The sequence below is a fragment of the Cohnella soli genome, from assembly GCF_042655525.1.
Taxonomy (GTDB): Bacteria; Bacillota; Bacilli; order Paenibacillales; family Paenibacillaceae; genus Cohnella; species Cohnella soli.
In genome coordinates, this window is sequence record NZ_JBHSMI010000028.1 from 32,614 (window position 1) to 48,735 (window position 16,122).

Annotated in this window: 11 protein-coding genes; all 11 read left to right on the forward strand. The window is 51.6% G+C overall.

The features are described 5' to 3' along the window. Window positions 1-3 precede the first annotated feature (3 nt). Window positions 4-837 carry a carbohydrate ABC transporter permease gene (locus ACFPOF_RS16625; RefSeq protein WP_378134605.1) on the forward strand — a complete coding sequence of 278 codons (834 nt, stop codon included), beginning with the start codon at window positions 4-6 and terminating at the stop codon, window positions 835-837. A 32-nt stretch (window positions 838-869) separates the two neighbouring features. Then, window positions 870-1,658, forward strand: a complete 789-nt coding sequence (locus ACFPOF_RS16630) for an SDR family NAD(P)-dependent oxidoreductase (RefSeq protein ID WP_378134607.1) — start codon at window positions 870-872, stop codon at window positions 1,656-1,658. A 48-nt stretch (window positions 1,659-1,706) separates the two neighbouring features. Then, a complete protein-coding gene (locus ACFPOF_RS16635; RefSeq protein WP_378134609.1) occupies window positions 1,707-3,053 on the forward strand; it encodes a family 4 glycosyl hydrolase in 1,347 nt (448 codons plus the stop codon). 15 nt (window positions 3,054-3,068) lie between these two features. After that, window positions 3,069-4,049, forward strand: a complete 981-nt coding sequence (locus tag ACFPOF_RS16640) for an aldose 1-epimerase (protein WP_378134611.1) — start codon at window positions 3,069-3,071, stop codon at window positions 4,047-4,049. A 2-nt stretch (window positions 4,050-4,051) separates the two neighbouring features. Then, window positions 4,052-5,773, forward strand: a complete 1,722-nt coding sequence (locus tag ACFPOF_RS16645) for a dihydroxy-acid dehydratase (RefSeq protein ID WP_378134613.1) — start codon at window positions 4,052-4,054, stop codon at window positions 5,771-5,773. A 243-nt stretch (window positions 5,774-6,016) separates the two neighbouring features. Then, on the forward strand, window positions 6,017-6,949 hold the full coding sequence (locus tag ACFPOF_RS16650) for a hypothetical protein (RefSeq protein WP_378134615.1): 933 nt from the start codon (window positions 6,017-6,019) through the stop codon (window positions 6,947-6,949). Window positions 6,950-6,981: 32 nt separating this feature from the next. Next, window positions 6,982-8,451, forward strand: coding sequence for an alpha-ketoglutaric semialdehyde dehydrogenase GucD (gucD, locus tag ACFPOF_RS16655; protein ID WP_378134617.1), 1,470 nt, complete (start codon window positions 6,982-6,984; stop codon window positions 8,449-8,451). 243 nt (window positions 8,452-8,694) lie between these two features. Next, a complete protein-coding gene (locus tag ACFPOF_RS16660; protein ID WP_378134619.1) occupies window positions 8,695-11,169 on the forward strand; it encodes an apiosidase-like domain-containing protein in 2,475 nt (824 codons plus the stop codon). 176 nt (window positions 11,170-11,345) lie between these two features. Next, entirely contained in the window at window positions 11,346-13,061 is a 1,716-nt protein-coding gene (locus ACFPOF_RS16665) for a sensor histidine kinase (protein WP_378134621.1), read from the forward strand. Further along, complete coding sequence (locus ACFPOF_RS16670; protein ID WP_378134623.1) at window positions 13,058-14,605, forward strand: response regulator; 1,548 nt, start codon at window positions 13,058-13,060, stop codon at window positions 14,603-14,605. Before ACFPOF_RS16665 ends, ACFPOF_RS16670 begins: the two co-directional genes overlap by 4 nt. A 133-nt stretch (window positions 14,606-14,738) precedes the next feature. After that, a complete protein-coding gene (locus ACFPOF_RS16675) occupies window positions 14,739-16,106 on the forward strand; it encodes an ABC transporter substrate-binding protein (protein ID WP_378134625.1) in 1,368 nt (455 codons plus the stop codon). The last annotated feature ends 16 nt before the right edge of the window (window positions 16,107-16,122 follow it).

Here is a 16,122-nt window from a genome sequence, read left to right on the forward strand (position 1 = left end):
GACATGATGAAAACTGCCTCTGCAAGGTGGATTCGGTTTCTGATTTTTATCGTTCTCGCCATCATCGCCCTCATGGCCATGTATCCCTTGTTCTTCATGGCTTTCAGCAGCATGAAGCCTACGATCGAGTATATTAAACACCCGATCGCGCTTCCTCAAACGTTGTATTTGGACAATTATCAAGCGTTGATTTACCGTTTTTCCTTGGTCCGCTTATTCGGCAATACGGCATTATATGTGGGCTTGAGCATGGTTGCCTGCTTGGCGATTTCCATACCGGCCGCATACGCATTTGCCAAATTGAAATTCAGCTTCAGAAATGGCGCTTATGTCGTCATGATTGCGACGATGACTATTCCGGGCGTCACCTTTATTATTCCCAACTACTTGTTGATGAGTAAAATCGGTTGGACCGATCATATCGTGTCCGTTGTCGTCATCTGGGCCGTCTCGGCCATCCCGAGCACGGTATTCTTGCTCACTTCATTAATGCGGGGAATGCCCGACGAAGTGCTCGAAGCGATCAAAATGGACGGAGCAAAGTATCACCAGACGATGACGAAGATCATCTTGCCCATGAGTTTGCCCGGCGTCGTTACGGTATCGATCTTTAACGCGACGAACTGGTGGAACGATTTATTGACCCCGCTCATTTATTTGCAGTCCGATCATCTGAAGACGGTAACCGTTGCCGTAGCGACCGTGCTCAACAGGTTCAGCTCGGATTATCCGCTGCTGCTGTCTGGATTGTTGCTATCCTCGTTGCCGCCGATTGCCATTTATATTATTTTCCAAGGTTATATTCGTAAAGGCTTGGTTGTCGGCGCCGTCAAATAAATCGAATGAGGAAGAGAAAGGATGTTATGCACATGAGTACAAATCAAACGAAACAAGGTCGCCTTTATTCGAAAGTCGCCATTGTCACGGGAGCGGCCTCGGGAATCGGCAAAGGAACTGCGCTGCTCTTCTCCGAAGAGGGCGCGAAGCTTGTGCTCGTTGACGTCAACGAGGATAAGTTAAACGAAGTCGCCGCGGAAATCCGCGAATCGGGCGGAAGCTGCGAAGTGGTATGCGGAAGCGTAGGTTTGATGAAGACGGCTGAAGCCGCGGTAGCAAGCGCGGTTAACGCTTACGGAAAACTCGATATCGTGTTCAACAATGCGGGCATTATGCCCGTCGGCGATATTCTGGAGTATCCCGAAGAAACGTGGGACGAAGTGTTGCAGGTCAACTTGAAATCGATGTTCTTGATGTGTAAGAAGGCGATCCCCGAGATGCTCAAAGGAAACGGCGGTTCCATTATTAATACCTCGTCCGTGATGGCTTCGCTGACGGAGCCGGGTTATACGGCCTACTCCGCATCCAAAGCGGGCATTATCGGCTTAACGAAGGAGATCGCTGTCTCGTATGCCGAGAAAGGCATTCGTTGCAACGCCATTTCTCCGGGATGGGTCGAGACGGATATGAACGTCCGGCTCGCCGAAAGCCTGGGAGGCATGGATAAGTTGTACCCGATTATTAAACAGCAGCAGCCGCTCGGAAGAATGGCTTCGACACGCGAAGTAGCATACGCGGTGCTGTTCTTGGCTTCGGATGAATCCGTCGTCGTTAACGGCTCTAATCTGAGCATTGATGGGGCGGCATCGGCTGCGATCTAAGACTGGCTTTATTCATAATTCTATCATTCTCATTTGGAGGTTGTACTCATGCCTAAAATCAGTATTATCGGGGCCGGCTCTGCTATGTTTTCCTTAAGCCTTATTAAAGACATTTGCCTTACGCCTTCCCTTGAAGGCAGCGTCATCAGCTTCATGGACATCGACGAGCAACGTCTGAACAGCGCCTATTCGCTTTGCGAACGGTATGCCAAAGAAGCGAATATCCATCTCGTTCTGGAGAAAACGACGGATCGGAGAGAATCGATTCACGGAGCCGACTTCGTCATGCTCGCCGCGCTGATCGGCGGACATCAACGTCTGAAGGACGGATGGGAAATCGCGCAGAAACACGGGTATCGTTTTGGCGGAAGCCTCCATGTCATGCATGACGAAGGATTCTGGATCAATTTCGATCAGTTGCAATTGATGGAGTCAGTTATGCGGGACGTACTGGAAATCTGTCCGAATGCTTGGTATATGCTCGTATCCAATCCGGTCATGGCCGGGGTCACTTATTTGCAGCGCAAGTATCCGCAAGCCAAACTGGCAGGTTTCTGTCATGGCTCCAACGGAGTTAAGGCAGTCGCCGAGGTCATCGGACTCGACCCGGCGCACATTACGTACGAAATTCCGGGCGTCAACCATTTCATCTGGCTGACGGAGTTCCGCTACAAAGGCGAAGACGCATTCCCGATTCTGGATCGCTGGATCGAAGAGAAATCGGCCGCCTATATCGAGCAATGCGGAACTTGCGATTGGTTGGGACCGAAGGCGCTCGATCTGTACAAGAAGTTCGGCGTATTTCCGATCGGCGATACGGGAAATCCGGGGGGCGGCGCTTGGCCGGCTTGGCATCACGCTGATGATGAGACGGAGCGTTTCTATAAGGAAGATCCGCAGGCTTGGTGGCGTGACCTTTACTTCGCGGGAGGAGCAGCGGGCGTAGAGAAAATTCGGAGAGTGTCCGAGAATACGGCCGAGAAAGTGATGGATAGCTACCCGCCGGAGCATTCGACGGAACCGATGATTCCGTTCATCGAAGCGATCGCATGCGATGTTCCTAGAGTCATGATCCTTAATATTTTGAACGAGAGCAATTACGTGCCGGGCATTCCGCTTGATTTCCAGGTGGAGATCCCTTGTTACGTTAGCGGAATCGGCGTTCAAGGCATTAAAACGAAGGGCTTGCCTAAGCCTGTCATTCAATATGCGCTGCGCGACCGCGTCGCCCCGGTCGAGATGGAGCTGCAAGCTTACGAAACCGGAAATTATGAAGACCTCGTTCAATTAATTCTAATGGATCCATGGACCCGTTCCGAGCAACAGGCGCGGGCGCTGTTGGACGATATTCTTCAAATGCCGGGCCTTGACGCAATGAGACGGCATTTTAATTGAGGGGCGGCGGGCTGAATGGCAATCGAAGGGATCGACCTGTACGGCGAAACCGCGATAAGAGCGTGGAACAAGCATCTGGAAATGATTCTAGTCCCTTCATGGGGGAGCAACTTAGTATCTCTGCGCTCCAGAAGCAAAAATCTTGATTTGCTGCGCTTCCCGCAAAGCCGGGAAGCGTACGAAGCCGATCCGTTCATGTACGGACTGCCGATTCTTTTCCCTCCGAATCGAATCGCCGACGGAAAATTCGAATTTAACGACATGAAGTATAGTTTTAACATTAACGACCCTTCCGAACACAACCATACCCACGGTTTGCTGTTCGATGCGCCGTGGAAGCTCCTGCGCGCGGAAGACGAAGGGGAACGGACCGTGCTGGAGACGATCATTCATTCGCAGGAACACAAAGGCATTCTGGCGCAATTTCCTCATCGATTTACCGTGCATATGCGGTACGTGTTGGAGCAGACGACGCTTACCGTCGAAGCGACGGTGAGCAGCCAAGACAGCGATCCGTTTCCATGGGGGCTTGGTTATCATACGACCTTTAATTTCCCTTTTAACGGCTCCGGGGACTTGGCGTCATGTCGTTTTGCGCTAAATGCGGAAAAGCAATGGGTGCTGGACGAACGATTCTTGCCGACGGGGGAGCTAGTGGACATCCCGTATTCGGAACAATTGCGCAAGGGGAAAAGCCTCGTCGGTCACGCGCTGGACGATGCTTTTCAAACGGCTAACATCGGGTCGAACGAAGCGGTGCTGACCGATTCGGGTTCCGGAATTCGTGTCGTGTACGGCGCCGACGAGCAGTTCAAACAATGGGTGGTTTACAATCATGATTCCAAACAAGGTTATCTGTGCCCGGAGCCGTATACTTGGATCACGAATGCGCCCAATTTGCGGCAGCTTCCCGAGGAGTTGACCGGCTTCCGCGTTCTTCAGCCTGGCGAACAAGTCAAAACAACGACGCGAATTCGGATTGAAGAGGTGATCTAGACATGTCCTTGCGCAGCGATAGATGGTTCAAACATCCCTCCAAAGAAACGCGATTCCAGCATCTGTCGGCCATGAGGGCGAACGGGCATGTTCCGGAATCGTTCGTCGGCAAGCCGATCATCGGCATTTTTAACTCGTGGAGCGATTTGAATAGCTGCAATGCGCCGCATAAAGAATTAGTCGAGTTCGTCAAACGCGGGGTGCTGCTCGCCGGAGGGTACCCGCTCGAGATGCATACGATTACGGCGCCTTCCGATTTTCTGAAGCCATCGGACTTACCCTATCGCAACTTGATGGCGATGGATGTCGAGGAGTCCATAAGGGGATTGCCGATAGACGGCGCGGTCATGCTCTGCGAATGCGACAAGACGACGCCCGCGCAGCTTATGGGCGCGGCCAGCAGCAATATCCCGTCGCTGCAGCTTGCCGCCGGACATCGGGCTTCCGGATCGTTTCGCGGGAAGAAAGTGAATTACGGCACCGATCTGTGGCGGTTAATGGATGATTACAATGCCGGACTGATGACAGAAGAGGAATGGACCGAGCTCGAAAAATGCATCTCGTGTACGCAGGGAGGGTGCCCCGTGATGGGGACCTCCTCCAGCATGAAATGCCTTTCGGAAATGCTAGGCATGATGCTTCCGGGTACATCCACGATTCCCGCTACTCATGCAAGCCGCAAATGGGCGGCGGAAGAGACGGGCAAACGAATCGTCGCGATGGTCGGAGAGGGTTTGACTCCGTCCCGCCTAATGACGGAAGCCGCTTTCGATAACGCCATCAAGCTGCTCGCGGCGCTCGGGGGCTCCACCAATGCGGTTATTCACTTGACCGCGATCGCGGGACGCTTGGGTATCCGCATTCCCTTGAAGCGATATGAAGAACTATCCGCGGGCATTCCGCTGCTCGTTAATCTTCAGCCTAGCGGCGAACATAGCATGGACGACTTTTTCGAAGCGGGCGGGATCGGAGCCGTGATCGGCAGGCTGCTGCCGCACTTGGATAAGACCAGTCTAACCGCTCTGGGAAAGACGCTTGAAGAAGCTTATCGCGATGCTACGTCTTACCGCGAAGACGTGATCTCCACGTTAAGCGAACCGTTCAAGACGGATGTCGGCATTGCCGTGCTCACGGGCAATTTGGCGCCTTCCGGCGCGATCCTGAAACGCGCCGCAAGTTCGTTTATCAACGGGAAGCATAGGGGTCAAGCCATCGTATTCGATAGTTACGAAGAAATGCATGAACGAATAGATGGCGATGATCTGGAAGTCGACGAGACATCGGTGCTCGTTCTGCGCAATTGCGGTCCGATCGGCGCCGGGATGCCGGAATGGGGGGCGATACCGATTCCGAAAAAGCTGTTGAAGCTGGGCGTGCGGGATATGGTCAGAATTAGCGATGCGCGAATGAGCGGAACAAGCTACGGCACCAATATTTTGCACGTCTCCCCGGAAGCGCAGCTCGGAGGGCCGCTCGCGGCGATCCGCAACGGGGATTGGATCGAAGTCGATTTGGAACGGGGAACTCTTCATGTCGAGCTTACCGACGCGGAAATAGGCGAGCGATTGAAAGCTTGGGCGCCTGTTCGCTTGCACAAACGCGGATATATGCGGATGTATGCGGATCATGTCCTGCAAGCGGACGAAGGCTGCGATCTCGATAACCTGCGTCCGAAATCCGAGGATGAGGTTCCTTTTATCGAACCGACCGTAGGCAGAGGATAGTTAAATCCGTGTTACGATTTACGATTAAGTAGAAATAAGATGATGCCAAGTCGTTATCAGACTCTTCCAATACTTGTTCGTGAAAATAGAGTGATATCTCAACGTTATTACTCCAAGAGGGCCTCGATTTGACCTGATTTAATCAAAATAGAATGATGCCGAGTCGTTATTTTTCTTCTGCGCGCCAAATAAGCGGAAATAGAGTGAATTTATAACGTTATTGTACTGGTGGAGGTAACAGATATGAGTAGAGCGCAAGCATTCGCGGCGAGTCTTGGGCTGCCGGGCAAGGAGCAGTACCAGCTTCCGACTAGCGGGAAGACTTTCGAAGATGGCGCCCATTATCGGGTGGAAATCCCTTCGGTGGAAGGTCCCGCAATTTTGGAGAGCGTCATCTCCGAGTCCAAGAAATTCGGAGTAACGGTAAACCGGGTGTCGCAGGGCAGCGGCATTATGCTGCTAAGCGATTCGGACATTCGCGACATGTCGCAAATGGGGAATGCGGAAGGCATGGAAGTGTGCCTCTTCGTCGGGCCTCGAATGAGCTTCGATATCGGCGCGATGGCTCTAAGCAGCAGCGGTAAGGTACTAGGCGGAAGGCATGCGGGAATGGATCAGCTTCTCTACGCGCTGGAGGATGTTTACCGCGCGGCGGATCTCGGCATTCGCAGCGTTCTAGTGGCCGACGAAGGTTTGGTGTGGCTGATCGATCAAGCCAAAACCAAAGGGGAGCTGCCGGCCGACTTGGTCGTCAAGATTTCCGCGATGATGAGCCCGACCAATCCGGTTAGCGCCAAAATCATAACGGAGATCGGCGGCAATACGTTGAATTTGACCGGAGATATTACGCTTCCGCAATTGTCGTCGATTCGTACGGTCGTGGATACGCCAGTGGATCTCTACGTCGAGTCGCCGGACGATATGGGCGGATTTATCCGCAGCTACGAAATTCCCGAAATCGTCAGAGTCGCCTCGCCGGTGTACTTGAAGTTCGGACTTCGTAATGCGACAAGCGTCTATCCTGTAGGCGCCCATAACAAAGAGGTTGCCAGAATCCAATGCATGGAAAAGGTAAACAGAGCGCATCTCGGTTTGCAATTGTTGGAACGGTATAACTCCTCTGCCGTTCAATCCGGCAAATTCGCCAAAGGCTTGGGTATCCCTGTCGTGAACTAATGCCGTAGCGAAGGGATGGAGGGAGTAGAAAAATGACGATAGAGACGAAGCAAGAGCAAGCGTATCTGAACTATATCGACGGAATATGGAGCCCATCTGTAACAGGAAGGGTGACGGCAAGCATCAATCCGGCCAATACGAGCGAGATCGTCGGTTATGTGCAAGATTCCGGCGAAGCGGATCTAGACCTTGCGGTCAGCGCGGCCAATCGTGCAAAAGGGGCATGGCGTAAGCTTTCGGGCGCGGCCCGCGGCGATTATTTGTTCAAAGTCGCTAACTTGTTGGAGCTACGGTTAGCGGATATCGCGGAAACGATGATGCGCGAGATGGGCAAAACCTTAGCCGAGTGCAAAGGCGAAACGGCTCGCGGCGTCGCGATTCTCCGATATTATGCCGGGGAAGGCATGCGGAAGATCGGCGACGTTATTCCTTCGACCGACAATGAGGCGATGATGTTCACCACTCGGGTGCCACTGGGGGTCGTAGGCGTTATTACGCCTTGGAATTTCCCGGTAGCGATCCCGATGTGGAAAATGGCGCCGGCGCTTATATACGGGAATACTGTCGTCATAAAACCAGCCATTGAAACGTCTATTACGGCTGCTAAGCTTCTAGCTTGTTTTGAAGAAGCGGGTCTACCGCCAGGGGTTATCAATATGGTCACTGGTGACGGCGCAGTAATCGGAGGCGGCATTGCGCAGCATCCCGATATTCAAGGCATCACCTTTACTGGCTCCAATAATGTAGGGAAACAGATCGGGCAAGCTGCGTTATCCCGCGGCGCAAAATATCAATTGGAGATGGGCGGGAAAAACCCGCTTATCGTCGCGGAAGACGCGAACCTCGACCTGGCGGTGGAAGCGGCGATTAGCGGCGGACTGAAATCCACCGGGCAGAAATGTACCGCGACCAGCAGAATACTTGTGCAAGCTTCAGTCTATGAAACGTTCCGCACGAAGCTGGTGGATCAAGTGAAGCGGCTGAAACTGGGGAACGGGAACGATTCCGCGACGTGGATGGGGCCTTGCGCGAACGAAAAACAGCGCGATACCGTTCTTTCCTACATCGACAAGGGCATCGTCGAAGGCGCGAACTTACTTTGCGGGGGAGGCATCCCTGCCGACGAGGAATTGAACAACGGCTATTACGTGCAACCGACCGTATTCGACGGAGTAACCTCGAATATGACGATTGCCCAAGAGGAGATTTTCGGGCCGGTTCTAGCGCTTATCCCTTTCGATCATTTGGAAGAAGCAATCTCGCTTGCCAACGACGTGGAATACGGGCTTAGCGCCTCGATTTTCACGCAAAACATCGGGAATATTCTCGCCTTTATTGCCGACATGGATGCAGGCTTGGTCCGTATTAATGCCGAAACAGCAGGCGTCGAGCTGCAGGCTCCTTTCGGCGGAATGAAGCAATCCAGTTCTCATTCGAGGGAGCAAGGGCAGGCGGCCATCGAGTTCTTTACGTCGATAAAAACGGTTTTCTTGAAAGCTTAACGATAGGATGAATAACAGCCTTCGCGGATGCATATGCCGCGAAGGCTGTTTGGCTTTCCGGGTTCTCGCGGGAGGGTGAAACCAGCGGTATAGCGCGTCCTTCCTTCAACCATTCAGTCAAACACAGAATAGACGGGGTAAAATGTACCCCTTTGTCCGGAGACGACCAGTCTTAAAATAGAGAAGAAGGAGGTAAACCGCTTTCAAAAAGAAATGAAACTTCTACGAGGAGGGTATTCGCAAATGAAACGAAATTGGAAAACAGCGGCTAGGCTCGTCGCATGTTTGCTTGTGCTCGGATTATGGACGGGATACGACATGCAGAAAGGTTTTGCTAAGGAATCGCTAAAAATTGTAAAAACCGAGCAGTGGAGAGTTGCGGAAATTTCGCTGCAAAGTACGAAAAAATATGCCGACCCGTTCAAGGACGTGGAAATTACGGCGACTTTCATCGGTCCGGATCGAACGGTCATTACCCGCCCCGGCTACTGGGATGGCGGCAACACGTGGAAGGTCAGATTTGCGCCTACTAAACCGGGGACGTGGACTTATCGGATAACGTCGTCCAACCCGGCAGATAAAGGGCTGAACAATCAAGTCGGACAAGTCTTAAGCCAAAAATACAAAGGCAATTTGGAGATTTACAAACATGGATTTGTGAAGGTGAGCGATAGCGGCAAATATTTGACCTATGCGGACGGAACGCCGTTCTTCTACTTGGGGGATACGCATTGGATAATGCCGCATGAACGATTCTCCACGTCCAATGTACCTGGAGTCGCTTCAGAATTCAAGTATATGGTCGATAAAAGAAAGAACCAAGGGTTCACGGTCTACCAATCAGAGCCAATCTGGCAGCCGCATGGCGGAACGCATACCGGAGCGGATGAAGAAAAAACGGCCAATTTAAGCGACGGTTTTACGGCAGACGATCTGGATGGCTTCCGCAATCTGGATCGCAAGTTCAAATATATCGCCGATAGCGGTCTCGTTCACGCGAACGCCCAAGTCACCTGGGCGCTCGACCCGGCGCAGAATAAGATCTACACCGAAGAATACATGGCGCGAATCGCGAAATATTGGGTAGCCCGATTCGGCGCCTACCCGGTAATCTGGACGATCGCGCAAGAAATCGACAAAAATATGTACGGCAACTATAACGATGAAACGATGGGCAAGTGGTATGCGGTGGGGCAGAGCTTGGCGGACAACGACGCATACAATCACCCCATCATGCCGCATATGGAAAGTGCGAGTTCGACGCTTCCGGCGAGCTCCAGTTGGGCGAGCAAACCTTACCATGACGGCTGGGCGGTCCAGTGGCAGGGCAATCTTTCCGGAATGAGAGTGGCCAAAGAGTTCTGGAATGCTTCACCTACGAAGCCGGCGGTGTTATACGAAAGCGCGTACGACCAATTTTGGACCGATAACCGGGGGGCATTGGGCGCGGCATACAAAGCGTTTCAGTATGGAATGTACGGGTACGGGTATGGGGCGGCGGGCGTATGGAACGATATATACTCTAAACGAGGAGGCCCGGATGACTTCGGGACCGCTTCCGAGATGCCGGACCGGTACTTCTGGTGGTATGACGGCGCCAACCTGAAAACGGGCGATCAATTGACCGACTTTAAGCGGTTTTATACCGCACTGGAATGGTGGAAACTTATCCCCCGATTTAATGACGGCGCTTGGGCTTCTTTTAAGGACACGACCCGATCGCTGCTGTCATCGGACGGCAACAACACCTATGTCGTCTTTTTTTACAACAACGATGCTGCCACCGGAACGTTGAAGAAGATGGACAACTCCGCCATATATAATGCTTACTGGTTCGACCCGCGTCAAGGAGTGTACTACAGTATTCCGGAGACGGTCAAAGCAAAAAGTTCGAGCTGGTGCATTCCCGCCAAGCCGAACAACGAAGATTGGGTGCTGCTGCTCGAGAAGCAAAAGAAAGGGAAGCCGAACAATAAGAATAAGAAAAATGCCGTTCTCGATCCGGCGATTCAGCAAAAGATCGCCGACTCCTTGCAAGCGGAATCGCGTTGCTTCGTTCAGCCCGGCCAAGAGGGAGAACTGCCTGTGCCGGTATCGGCATGGAAATTCGACGACAAGACGGGGAATACGTCTGCGGAAGTTACCGGGTCCGGCTCGCCGGCCCAGTTAAAGAACGGAGCGGAGTTCGTATCCGGCGGCGTTGCAGGCAACGCGCTCTCGCTGGACGGAGTAGACGACTATGCTGAAATCGACAGCGGAGCATTGGATGGCAAGGAGCAGTTTACGATATCGTTATGGGTGAATCTATCGAGGCTGCCGAAGCTCAATTATTCCCTGATCGGTAAAGAAGGAGGAGATACGGACAATGCGTTCCGATTGACGATAGAACCTAGCGGAGCGGGACATTTCGTGATGAGTACAACGAAATCGGGATGGTACAGTACGGTGGCGGGATTTTATTTGCCGCTGCAGCCCGGACAATGGCATCAGATTACCGCTACTTACGACGGGAAGAACGCGCGCGTATACATCGACGGCGAGGAAGAAGGGATGAGCGGCGATTTGGCAGGGGGTCTGCTGTCCGTCAAGAACCCCATTCGTCTCGGCTATCAATCAGCCTCCAATATCGAATTCGCGCAAGCCAAAATCGATGAATTGCAATTGTACGACCGGGCGCTCACAGGCGACCAGGTCGCTGCACTCTACTCCCGTCGATAAGCGAACGAACTCCAATCGAATGGATGAGCTCCTTCCGGATTTCCGGACAGGAGCTCTTGTGTTTGTCAAATAGAGAATAGAATAAGCACACGAACTCATTGACTGGCGAGTAGATCCTCTGAGAGGATTAAGTTATGACATATCGTGAAGTTCAATCATAAGGAGAGGTTCGCCAGGTGAAAATCGTTCGGTTCATTCGGTCGAAATTACATTATAAAATGATGTTGATCTACTCTCTCCTAACCCTGGTGCCTTTGATCATTGTAAGCGCCACCTTCTATTCCACCTCTAAGCGAATTCTTGAAAACAACGTCGACCAATCCTTCAAGCAAACGCTGGCCGAGACATCGGATAAAATCGATGGGATTCTTAAAGCATTCGCAAGGCAAGCTTCCAGCATCGGCGACAATCGGTTCGTATACGCGCTCTTGCGCAACGCCGCAGACCCGGATAAATATCCGCTGGCGCCTTCCGAAAGATCGGCGTTGGAGGAAAGAGTGCAAGATATGCTGAGGATCGAACTGGACGATATGGGCAAAAGCATTGGCGACATCGCCGATTCCATTCATCTCTTCGACGTTCAAAGCAAGCATTATTTCGCGGGAGCGGAACCCGACGTTCAGTATTATGAAGCGATCACCATTATGCCATTCGAGAAGATGGGCTTTCCGGAGTGGGCATTTTTCGTCGACCATCGCCGAATGATATGCAATTTGCAGCTTGTCGATCCCGCTTCGGGAGTTCTTCTGGGACACTTGGCCATCATGCTGGATCCGGTCAAAGTGACTTCGTTATACGGTTCGTACGAAAAAGGCTCCTTTTTCATTACGAATTCCAGCAACGTGGTCATGTCGAACAATAATCCCTTATCGATCGGAGAACTCCTTTCCTTACCCGCGAAACGCGATACGATAACGACGGAACGGAAATCCAAATGGACAAGCTTCAAATATGTCAGCCGCATTCCCGTGTCCGAAGCGAGCGCGGGGATTTCAAGACTGGCTGTCTTCTCTATTATGGTTGCGCTGGCGTCCTGGATCGCGGTCATCGTCATTACCTATTACGTACTCCGGAAAATCACGAATCCGCTAGCGACGTTGAGCAAGCTTATGCGTAAAGCGCAGAAGGAAAATTATCAGTTGATCGAAAACTTCGGGTCACACGACGAGATCGCGCAGCTCTGTCATACCTTCAACCGGATGATTATAGAAACGAAGGAATTGATTCAAAAGGTGTACAAAGCCGAGCTTCAGCAGAAGGAAGCCCAACTGGCGGCGATCCGGACTTATTTTAATCCTCATTTTCTTCATAACACGCTTGAATACGTTAGCATACTAGCCAAATCCAAGGACAAGATCGAACGGATCCCTTACGTCGTGAAAAGTTTGTCCAGCATTATCCGGTTTTCGATTTCGCCCGGAAAACCTTTCGTTTCGCTGGACATGGAAATGAAATTCGCGAAAATCTATATGCAAATTCATCAATATCGCTTCGAGGATCGGTTTCAATACAGTCTCGATTATCCGGAGCACTTGAAACAGGTTGAAGTTCCGAAGCTGATTCTTCAGCCTATCATAGAGAATGCGTTCATTCATGGAATCGACCATATTCGCGGAATAGGCGTAATCGATATCCGGGCGTACGAAAGCCGGTTCAATCTTGTCATCGAGATCGAGGACAACGGCGGCTCTGCCCAAGCGCCTCCGCAGAAGTCCAAAGGGATGGGATCCGGCCTGAAGGGGATCGAGTCCAGAATCAAGCTGCATTTCGGAGAGCGTTACGGCGTCGAGAAGCTGCAAGGAGAGAACGGGATGATCGTTAGGCTTCACCTGCCAATCCTATTGAATGAAACGACAGAATGTTCATCGGAAAAGGAGGACGCCCCTTCATGAATTTATTTATCGTCGATGACGAAAAAGCGGTCAGGGATTATATCGTCTCCCTCCCCGCTTGGAAGACTCTTGGGTGCAAGGTCGTCGGGTATGCCGCGGATGGATGGGAAGCTTATGAAGCGATTTCCGGGTTGAAGGAGGCAACGCCCGATGTGTTGATCTCCGATATTCGTATGCCTTTTATGGATGGGATCGAGCTGACCAGACGCGTTCTGGGGGACTTTCCCGAGATGAAAGTCATCTTCCTGACCGCGCACGGCGAATTCGAATATGCCAAGCAGGCCGTGAAGCTGGGCGTTGCGGATTTCATTACCAAGCCGTTCCATGAAAATGAGCTCGTGGACAGCGTGAAGTGGATCAGAGATCATCGCCTCGACCGTCAGAAGGGGGAAAGGATTCAGCAGGAGGAATGGATTCAGACGTTATTGAACCCGAGAATGTCGGACGAAGAGAAAATGAGCTTGCTTAGCCAATCTCATGCGTCTAACAAGTCGGCGGTTTTCTTATCCGTCGAAATCGACAACGTGGATATTTTGGATGAAACGGGAAAGCCGTTTTCCAAGCTTTCTTTGCGCGAGAAAATCGTCGACGTGATGGCGCTGTACCCGCATCCATATTGGTCGGCCTTGTCGCAAAGCGGGGTTTATTTGGTTTTGTTCCTGTCTCCGGATGTTCCCAAGGATCATATGGCGCATGAAGCGATGGAGGTAGCAAGGCATATTCTGGAAACGATCAAAAGTTCGCTCGGTTTCAGCGTTTCGATTGGAATCAGCGATCGATTGTCCTCCGCGGCGGATCTCCGAAGGGGGCTGGAAGAAGCGAAGAGCTGCTTGGATTATCGGATGCTGATCGGTCGGAATTCGATCGTCGCTTATCCGGCCATGCTCTCCATGCGGGAGCAGAAACGAGAGCGCTCGGAGCTGAAACGCTCCGAACTGTCCGATCTGCTGCGCAGAGGGGATGAAACGTTAATTTCCGAGTTTCTGAGAGACATGAATAAAACGTTCATGATGGAAGGAATAAGCAAAAAACGCATCCAGGAAGCCTGTATGGAAATGGTGGAGACAGCGGGGAAAACGCTTCTTTCCTTCGGCATTCAACCGAGTCCGGAGGAGACGATTGCTGTGCGCAAAAGCGTTCTGTCCTTTACGATCCTATCCGATTTGATGGTATATATGGAACAATTCCTGGAGAAGGTTGCCAAGCTGGTCGGTTCCGCCAGGCAGAGAACGTCGGCCCACTTCATCGATGCCGCAACGAAGTTTATCGAAACCCGCTACATGGAGGAAATCACGCTGCAAATGCTGGCGGATCAGCTTTTCGTCAATTACTCGTATTTAAGCAGACTGATCAAGAAGGAAAAGGGACGCAATTTTAGGGATTTATTGTGGGACTACCGGATCGAAATGGCCAAGATTATGCTATCCACGACAAATTTGAAGCATTATGAGGTCGCCTATGCGGTAGGGTTCAAGGACGCCGCCCATTTCAGCCAACTTTTCAAGAAAATGACCGGCAAAACTCCCGGTGACTATAAAGCATAAAGAAAAATACAGAACAGTTCGAGACAAATAGACACATGTCGATACAGACACGTATTCGATAAGCTAAAGATAGGGAAGGCAATTCTGTCGAAGGCGCCGAACCCGACTTAAAAATTCCAGGAGGTCAAACCAGGTGAAAAGAAAAATGATGCTTCTCGTGTCGCTGACCATCGTGCTGGCCACGCTGATCTCGGCATGCGGAGCAAACAAATCGAACGAAAGCCAATCCTCGCAAACGCAGGATTCGGGCACTTCCGAAGCAAGCGCAACCTCCACAGGCTCCGCCGGCGGGACCGGCGATCCCTTTACGATCCGGATCGGGGCTTGGTTTATCGACGATCGGCCGTTCATGCAAGAGTTCAAGACAAACGTCGAGAAAGCTTACAAAAAAATATACCCGAATGCCGACATTCAATGGGATATAACGCTGGGAGACACGTATGCCGACAAGCTGAAGGCAGAGCTGGCGTCGAATACGGCACCGGACGTTTTTTTCCATCAGGGAAAAACCGCAACGTTCGGCGAAGTCGGTTATTTGGCGGATTTGTCGGGCGAGTCTTGGGCTTCCAAGTTGAATCCGGGAACAAAAAGCGCTTTTTCGTACAAAGATACGGTTTATGCGCTGCCTATGGGGATCGCTTCCAGCGGGATCTGGTACAACAAGAAAATATTCGCCGATCTCGGGATCGAAGTGCCGAAATCCTGGGCGGAGATGGAAAGCGCATTTGCTAAAATTAAAGACGCAGGCATTACGCCGGTTGCTGCGGGATTTAAGGATGCGTGGACGGCAAGCATGACCTTTAATTTGTGGATGCAGCCGTATGGAAACGAGAGTAGCCCGACTTACGGCAAAGATCTTTATGAAGGAAAGAAGAGATTGGACGGTCCTGAAGTTCAGGCGGTCATGACGCATTTGCAAGAAATGGTCGACAAAGGGTACTTGAATAAAACGGCGCTTAGCATCGATTGGCCGCAATCGGCGGAGCTATTCACTTCGGGGAAGGCGGCCATGATCGTTCAAGGTCCATGGATGCCCGGCACCGCGCAGGAAAATTTCGAAAAGAAAGGCCATGCCGCCTTTGAACTCGGATACTTTCCTTTCCGAACGGACAAAGGGTACGCCAAATTGTCGCTGGGCATCGACCAGTCGCTCTCCGTAAACGCGAAAACCAAACTCCTGCAGCAAGCCAAGGATTTGGTAGGCGTTATCTCAAGCCCGGAAATATACGGACCGTTTAATATAGGCAGCGGAACGGTTCCTGCGATACAAGGCATGCAGCTGGACTATCCGAACTCCGCGTTAAACGATCTATTGAAGGTTGTCGATGAGACGGATTCCGGCATGGGTTACGAAGCCTATGTGCCAGCTTCGGCCATGACATCGCTCGTGGAAACGTTCACGAAAGTGGCATCGGGCATCAAGTTTAATCCGAAAGATTTGTTGGAAGCCCAGAAAAAATTGGAGAAAGATAAAGGTACGGTTATCGTTCCGGCAGAGTAATTCTTTCCATAACCAT

Bases quoted from the DNA above. Each gene is read 5' to 3' on its own strand.
- ACFPOF_RS16670 (WP_378134623.1), top strand. From the start codon at position 13,058: ATGAATTTATTTATCGTCGATGACGAAAAAGCGGTCAGGGATTATATC.
- ACFPOF_RS16650 (WP_378134615.1), top strand. From the start codon at position 6,017: ATGAGTAGAGCGCAAGCATTCGCGGCGAGTCTTGGGCTGCCGGGCAAG.
- gucD (WP_378134617.1), top strand. From the start codon at position 6,982: ATGACGATAGAGACGAAGCAAGAGCAAGCGTATCTGAACTATATCGAC.
- ACFPOF_RS16635 (WP_378134609.1), top strand. From the start codon at position 1,707: ATGCCTAAAATCAGTATTATCGGGGCCGGCTCTGCTATGTTTTCCTTA.
- ACFPOF_RS16660 (WP_378134619.1), top strand. From the start codon at position 8,695: ATGAAACGAAATTGGAAAACAGCGGCTAGGCTCGTCGCATGTTTGCTT.
- ACFPOF_RS16645 (WP_378134613.1), top strand. From the start codon at position 4,052: ATGTCCTTGCGCAGCGATAGATGGTTCAAACATCCCTCCAAAGAAACG.
- ACFPOF_RS16625 (WP_378134605.1), top strand. From the start codon at position 4: ATGATGAAAACTGCCTCTGCAAGGTGGATTCGGTTTCTGATTTTTATC.
- ACFPOF_RS16630 (WP_378134607.1), top strand. From the start codon at position 870: ATGAGTACAAATCAAACGAAACAAGGTCGCCTTTATTCGAAAGTCGCC.
- ACFPOF_RS16640 (WP_378134611.1), top strand. From the start codon at position 3,069: ATGGCAATCGAAGGGATCGACCTGTACGGCGAAACCGCGATAAGAGCG.